The sequence below is a fragment of the Saccharomonospora sp. genome (genome assembly GCF_027317685.1).
GTDB lineage: Bacteria > Actinomycetota > Actinomycetes > Mycobacteriales > Pseudonocardiaceae > Saccharomonospora.
In genome coordinates this window covers 1-4252 of record NZ_DAHVQP010000105.1, presented here as the reverse complement: position 1 = coordinate 4252, position 4252 = coordinate 1, and the positions used below count along the sequence as shown (strand labels likewise).

Genomic DNA, 4252 nt, shown 5'->3' with positions numbered 1-4252 from the left:
GGCGCGCATCGACAAGGTGTTGAAGAACCAGGAGGTCCAGTCGCTCATCACCGCGCTGGGCACCGGTATCCACGACGACTTCGACATCTCGAAGCTGCGCTACCACAAGATCGTGATCATGGCCGACGCCGACGTCGACGGTCAGCACATCCGGACGCTGCTGTTGACGTTGTTGTTCCGGTTCATGCGTCCGCTGGTGGAGCAGGGCCACGTCTATCTGGCCCAACCACCTCTCTACAAGATCAAATGGCCGCGCATGGAGCCCGAGTACGCCTACAGCGACCGTGAGCGTGACGGTCTGCTGCGTGCCGGCGCCGAGGCCGGAAGGAAGCTGCCGAAGGACGACGGTATCCAGCGGTACAAGGGGCTCGGCGAGATGAACGCCGATGAGCTGTGGGAAACCACCATGGACCCCGGCAACCGTGTGTTGCTGCAGGTCAGCCTCGATGACGCCGCCCAGGCCGACGAGCTGTTCTCCGTGCTGATGGGCGAGGACGTCGAAGCGCGTCGTTCTTTCATCACCCGCAACGCCAAGGGTGTGCAGTTCCTGGACGTCTGAGGTGGTTCTGCTCGCGTGACCGACGTCCAACCATGTGAAAGGAACTTCTGAGTCGTGACCGAAACTCTGCCGCCCAATTCCCGGGGCCGCGTCGAGCCCGTCGACATCCAACAGGAGATGCAGAACTCCTACATCAATTACGCGATGAGCGTGATTGTGTCGCGGGCTCTGCCGGATGTGCGCGACGGGCTGAAGCCGGTGCACCGCCGTGTCCTGTACTCGATGTACGACTCCGGGTTCCGCCCCGACCGCGGCTACAACAAGTGCTCCCGCGTCGTCGGTGACGTGATGGGTAATTACCACCCGCACGGCGACTTGGCGATCTACGACGCGCTGGTGCGGTTGGCCCAGCGGTGGTCGATGCGGTACCAGCTGATCGACGGCCAGGGCAACTTCGGTTCGCCCGGGAACGACCCCGCGGCCGCCATGCGGTACACCGAGGCGCGCCTCGCCCCGCTGGCGATGGAGATGCTGCGGGACATCGAGGAAGACACGGTCGACTTCTCCGACAACTACGACGGGCGTACGCAGGAGCCCGACGTTCTTCCGAGCCGTATCCCGAACCTGTTGGTCAACGGTGGTTCGGGGATCGCCGTGGGCATGGCGACCAACATCCCGCCGCACAACCTGCGCGAGGTCGTCGACGGTGTGATCTGGGCGTTGGACAACCCGGACGCCGACGAGGAGGAGACGCTCGCGGCCCTGATGCAGCGCATCAAGGGACCCGACTTCCCGACGAGTGGTCAGATCCTCGGCACCCAGGGCATCTCGGACGCCTACCGCACGGGCCGTGGCTCCATCCGGATGCGTGCCGTGGTGGAGGTCGAGGAGGACGCCAAGGGGCGGACCACCCTCGTCGTCACCGAGCTGCCCTACCAGGTGAACCCGGACAACCTGGTGGAAAACATCGCGTCGCTGGCGCGGGACGGCAAGGTCACCGGCATCGCTGACATCGCCGACGAGACCAACAGCCGGGGCGGCATGCGCATCGTGATCACGTTGAAGCGTGACGCGGTGGCGAAGGTGGTGCTGAACAACCTCTACAAGCACACCCAGCTGCAGTACAACTTCGGCGTCAACATGCTCGCGCTGGTGGACGGGGTGCCGCGCACCCTCCGGCTCGACCAGATGGTGCGGCACTACGTCGCGCACCAGATCGAGGTCATCGTCCGCCGCACCCGGTACCGGCTGCGTAAGGCCGAGGAACGCGCTCACGTCCTCCGTGGACTGGCCAAGGCGCTCGACCAGCTCGATGCCGTGATCGAGTTGATCCGTCGTTCGTCGAACGCCGAGCAGGCGCGCACCGGCCTGATGGAACTGCTGGACGTCGACGAGGTCCAGGCCACGGCCATCCTCGACATGCAGTTGCGTAAGCTCGCCGCCCTGGAACGGCAGAAGATCCTCGACGAGCTGGCCGAGCTCGAAGCGAAGATCGCCGACTTGCTGGATATTCTGGACAAACCGGAGCGGCAGCGGGAGATCGTCCGCACCGAGTTGTTGGAGATCACCGAGAAGTTCGGCGACGACAGGCGCACGGAGATCATCCCGTACGAAGGGGATGTCTCGATCGAGGACCTGATCGCCGAAGAGGACGTCGTCGTCACGATCACCCGCACCGGTTACGCGAAGCGCACGAAGACCGACCTGTACCGCTCGCAGAAGCGCGGCGGCAAGGGCGTGCAGGGAGCCACGCTCAAACAGGACGACATCGTGGAGCACTTCTTCGTGTGCTCGACCCACGATTGGGTGCTGTTCTTCACCAACAAGGGCCGGGTGTACCGCGCGAAGGCGTACGACCTGCCCGAGGCCAACCGCAACGCCCGCGGTCAGCACGTGGCCAACCTGTTGGCGTTCCAGCCGGACGAGCACATCGCGAGCGTCATCCAGATCCCGAACTACGAGGTGGCGCCGTACCTGATCCTGGGCACGAAGAAGGGACTGGTGAAGAAGTCGAGGCTCGCCGACTTCGACTCGCCACGTTCCGGCGGGCTCATTGGCATCAACCTGCGTGAGGGCGACGAGCTGGTGGGGGCCGTGCTCGCCTCGGCCGAGGACGACCTGCTGCTGGTTTCGTCCGACGGTCAGTCCATCCGCTTCCACGCCACCGACGAGGCGTTGCGCCCGATGGGCAGGGCCACGTCGGGTGTGCTGGGGATGCGGTTCAACGAGGGCGGCGAACTGCTCAGCATCAACGTGCTCAAGCCGGGAACGTTCCTGCTGGTGGCCACCGAAGGCGGATACGCCAAACGCACTGCCGTCGAGGACTATCCGGTGCAGGGACGGGGCGGTAAAGGTGTGCTCACCATTCAGCACGACGAAAAACGTGGCAGGCTTGTGGCAGCGCTCATCGTCGAGGCCGACGACGAGTTGTATGCCATCACGTCCAGCGGTGGGGTGATCAGGACGCCGGCGGCCGAGGTTCGCAAGGCGAGTAGGCAGACCAAGGGCGTTCGGTTGATCAACCTCGATGAGGGGAACACTCTGCTGGCTGTGGCACGCAACGCGGACCGGCCGTCGGACGTCCCGGAAGGGGAGGCTGAGTCCGGAGGCGAGGCCGTGTCGGAATCCGAGCAACAGTAGAGGCCCGCGAGGAATAAGGGACTGACCGCTTGTGACACCACCTGACAACACCGAACGACGCGAGCCCGGTGGCGCGGACACCACCACGGGAGAGGTCCCGCCCTGGCAGCGGGTGGCCAAGGACGGTTCCGCGGGCACATCGGATGGTGACGAGGGCGCCACGCAGTGGTTCACCGGCCCGGTGAACGCTGAGTCGTCCTCGTCGTCCTCGTCGTCCTCGACATCGACGTCGACGATGTCGAGCGCGATCGCGCAGACACCGCAGATGCCCGGTGGTAATGAGTCGGTGCTCGGACAAGGGACGACCGCCAACCGGATGTTCGGTGAGCAAGGGGCAGCGCAGTCGGCGCAGCCACCCCGGTCGTCCCAGGGTGGTGCCGCGAAAGCCGGTTCGGGCGCGCAGTCGCTGAGCGCGTTCCGCAGGCCCGGCCGTGGGCCCCGACGGGCGAACCTGCAGGTGAAGCGGGTGGACCCGTGGTCGGTGTTGAAGCTGTCCCTGGTGCTCGGCGTGGCACTGTTCTTCATCTGGCTCGTCGCCGTCGGGGTGCTGTACACGGTGCTCGACGGCATGGGCGTGTGGGACAGCATCAACGGCACCTACGACTCGTTGGTGGCCAACGACGCCGTCGACGGCGACGTGCTCATCACGGCGGGCACGGTGTTCGGCGCAGCCGCGATCATCGGCGCGGTGAACATCGTTCTGATCTCGGCGCTGGCCACGGTCGGGGCTTTCATCTACAACGTGTGCGCCAGCCTCTCGGGCGGTCTCGAGCTCACGCTGTCGGAACGAGAGTGACCCCGGCGAAAGGACGCTGATCCGCTTGAGGTAAGCTGTTCAGTGTCCCAAGGGCCCATAGCTCAGGCGGTTAGAGCGCTTCGCTGATAACGAAGAGGTCGGAGGTTCAAGTCCTCCTGGGCCCACAGGAATCAGGGGCGGTCTCCCGGAAACGGGGAGTCCGCCCCTGATTTTTTGTCGGGAAGCGATCGGGACCGGTCGTTGCCCTTCTGCTCCTCACTCGATCGCGCCGACCATTCGCGAAGTCCTCGTCCGGGCTGAACAGGAAACCTCGAGCCGCCGGTCGCCGTCGTTACCGGTTCCCGTCAGGGATGAGA

3 protein-coding genes and 1 tRNA gene are annotated in these 4252 nt (G+C 65.1%); all 4 read left to right on the top strand.

Features of this window, described 5'->3' with window-relative positions:
• Nucleotides 1-559, top strand: a 559-nt coding sequence (locus M7H19_RS12075) for a toprim domain-containing protein (RefSeq protein WP_298180879.1), incomplete at its 5' end; no start/stop codon positions are given.
• 54 nt (nt 560-613) lie between these two features.
• Complete coding sequence (gyrA, locus tag M7H19_RS12070; RefSeq protein ID WP_298180878.1) at nt 614-3139, top strand: DNA gyrase subunit A; 2526 nt, start codon at nt 614-616, stop codon at nt 3137-3139.
• A 31-nt stretch (nt 3140-3170) separates the two neighbouring features.
• Nucleotides 3171-3935 carry a DUF3566 domain-containing protein gene (locus M7H19_RS12065; protein WP_298180877.1) on the top strand — a complete coding sequence of 255 codons (765 nt, stop codon included), beginning with the start codon at nt 3171-3173 and terminating at the stop codon, nt 3933-3935.
• Nucleotides 3936-3986: 51 nt separating this feature from the next.
• Nucleotides 3987-4060 (top strand) — tRNA-Ile (locus M7H19_RS12060).
• Nucleotides 4061-4252: the final 192 nt, after the last annotated feature.